Genomic DNA, 2,683 nt, shown 5'->3' on the forward strand with positions numbered 1-2,683 from the left:
TCGGCACCCCCGTTGTGGCCGTCCAGCAGCCGGTCGACGGCCGCGGCGAGTCCCCCTGCGGCCACGGGTGCCGCCCTACACCGCGTCCGGGCCGCGCTCGCCGGTGCGCACCCGGACCACGGTCTCCACGGGCGTGACCCAGACCTTGCCGTCCCCGATCCTGCCGGTGTGCGCGGCGTCGACGATCGCGTCGAGCACCGCGTCCACCCCGGCGTCGTCGGTGACGACCTCGATCCGGGACTTCGCGACGAAGTCCACGGCGTACTCGGCACCCCGGTAGACCTCGGTGTGCCCCTTCTGCCTGCCGTAGCCGCGGACCTCGCTCACCGTCATGCCGAGCACCCCGAGCTGTTCCAGCGCGGTGCGGACGTCGTCCAGCGTGAACGGCTTGACGATCGCGGTGATCAGTTTCATGACCTGGCCTCCTCGACAGTGTTCAGGTTCGCGGTGGCCCCGGCGGCCCCGGCCGGGACACCGGCTCCGCCCGGTCCGGCGGTCACCGGCCTGCCGCCGTGGCCGCCGCCGAAGTCGTACGCGGACTCGGCGTGTTCGGCCTCGTCGATGCCGGCGGCCTCCGCCTCGGCGTCGACCCGGCCGCCCGTGACGGCCTTGACCAGCAGGCCCAGCAGCACGGCCACGACGCCCGAGTACGCCAGCACGGCCACCGCGCTGAGCACCTGCACACCCAGCAGGCCCGCGTCACCGCCGTAGAACAGCCCGTTCTCCCCGTCGCCGCCCACGACGTCCGCGGTGGCGACGAAGCCGAGCAGCACCGTGCCGACGAGCCCGCCCACGAGATGGACGCCCACCACATCGAGTGAATCGTCGAACCCGAAGCGGTACTTCAGCCCGACGGCGGCGGCGCAGGCCACGCCCGCGATCGCGCCGATCGTCAACGCACCCCAGGTGTCGACATAGGCACACGCCGGAGTGATGGCGACGAGCCCGGCGACCACGCCGGAGGCCGCACCCAGACTGGTGGCCTTGCCGTCCCGGAGCCGCTCCAGCAGCAGCCAGCCCAGCATGGCCGCGCACGTCGCGGTCACCGTGTTGACGAACGCGATCCCGGCCACACCGTCGGCGGCGTAGGCCGAACCGGCGTTGAACCCGAACCAGCCGAACCACAGCAGCCCCGCCCCGAGCATCACGAACGGGAGGTTGTGCGGTTTCATCGGTTCCCGGGGCCAGCCGAGGCGCCTGCCGAGCACCAGGATCAGGCCCAGCGCGGCCGCACCGGCGTTGATGTGCACCGCGGTACCGCCCGCGAAGTCCAGCGCACCGGTTCCCTCGATCCAGCCGCCGTCCCCCCACACCCAGTGCGCCACCGGGAAGTAGACCAGCGTGGCCCACAACCCGGCGAACAACATCCACGCCCCGAACCGCATCCGGTCGGCCACCGCGCCCGCGATCAACGCGGTCGTGATGATCGCGAACATCGCCTGGAAGGCGACGTCCACCGTGCCGGAGGTCGGATCGCCCTCCGGGGTCATCAGCCCGGACAGGCCGAGGAACTCGACCGGGTTCCCGAGCAGTCCGCCGATGTCGGCGCCGTAGGCCACGGAGTAGCCGAAGACCATCCACAGCACCCCGACCAGCCCCATGGCGCCGAAGCACATCATCAGCATGTTGAGCACGCTCTTCGCACGCACCATGCCCCCGTAGAAGAACGCCAGCCCCGGCGTCATCAGGAGCACCAGGGCGGCGCTGGTCAGCAACCAGGCCGTGTTTCCTTCCACGCCCGCCTCCTCGCTGTCGGCGGCGACCACGTCGCCGTTCCGGTGACGGGGCCGCCCCGCCGTCGTGGCGACCCCGTCGCGTCACCGGTCAGCGTCGGGATCCCGTGTTGCGTGCGGTCACGTGTGCCGTTTCGGCGCCGTGAAACGTTCCGGGCGCTGCGTTACGCCCACGTTGCGGGGGACGGGGACCGTGTCGTCCGGCCGGGAAACCCCGTGGTCGAATGACGGGCATGGCCAGCACACCACCGCCCGCAGCCGGGGACCACCCCGACGGGACGGCGCCCCGCCCGGTTCCCCCGACGCTGCCGGCGACGGTGCTCGCGGACCCGACGTGGCTGGCCGAGGACCTCGTGCGGGCCGAACGGCTCTACGGCCGCGCGGGCGACCGCGTGCTGGGCACGATCCGCTGGTACTCGGCGTCCTCGGTGCTGGTGGCCCCGGCGCTGGAGCCGTGGGCGCACACGGGGGTGGCGCGGGATCCCGCGCTCGACGCGGTCACGCTGGACATGCACCCGAACGGGCGGTTCCTGGACGCACGGTCGGACGCCACGCTCGGGTCGGACACCGCGGATCTCGGTGCGGCGCTGGCGCGGGCGCTGGATCCCGTGGTGGCGGCCCTGGCCGGGGTGAGCGGCGCCCCGGCGCGGGCGTTGTGGGCGGTGGCCGTCGACTCGGTCGCGAACCGGCTGCTGTGGGCGGGTTCGGCCGTCGGCACACCCGACCAGGCGCGGGAACGGGCCGGGGACCTGGTCCGGGAGGTCTCCGCGGCCCTGGGCCGGTCGTCGGCGTCCTCGGTGACGACCGTGCCGCGACCCCGGTTCGAGACGGTGGGCGGGCGCGTGGTGGTGCGCCGCTCGTCGTGCTGCCTGATCTACCGGGCGCCCGGGGTCGCGGGCGGGGGCACGGACGCGGCGAAGTGCGTGAGCTGCCCCCGGCAGACGCCCGCC

The 2,683-nt window shown here is 73.6% G+C and carries 3 protein-coding genes; 1 reads left to right on the top strand and 2 read right to left on the bottom strand.

What is annotated here, in order from left to right; translation table 11 throughout:
• Window positions 1–75: 75 nt before the first annotated feature.
• Together SACPADRAFT_RS0218500 and SACPADRAFT_RS0218505 are read right to left on the bottom strand one after the other, a co-directional pair.
• On the bottom strand, window positions 76–414 hold the full coding sequence (locus SACPADRAFT_RS0218500; RefSeq protein ID WP_007027200.1) for a P-II family nitrogen regulator: 339 nt from the start codon (window positions 412–414) through the stop codon (window positions 76–78).
• Window positions 411–1,736 (bottom strand): ammonium transporter, encoded by a 1,326-nt coding sequence (locus tag SACPADRAFT_RS0218505; protein WP_028662570.1) that lies wholly within the window; start codon window positions 1,734–1,736, stop codon window positions 411–413. Before SACPADRAFT_RS0218505 ends, SACPADRAFT_RS0218500 begins: the two co-directional genes overlap by 4 nt.
• A 230-nt stretch (window positions 1,737–1,966) precedes the next feature.
• Here SACPADRAFT_RS0218505 and SACPADRAFT_RS0218510 point away from each other — a divergent pair.
• On the top strand, window positions 1,967–2,683 hold a 717-nt coding region (locus SACPADRAFT_RS0218510), incomplete at its 3' end, for a (2Fe-2S)-binding protein (RefSeq protein ID WP_157577222.1).

It is taken from the genome of Saccharomonospora iraqiensis subsp. paurometabolica YIM 90007 (assembly GCF_000231035.2).
In the GTDB taxonomy this organism is placed as follows: Bacteria; Actinomycetota; Actinomycetes; order Mycobacteriales; family Pseudonocardiaceae; genus Saccharomonospora; species Saccharomonospora paurometabolica.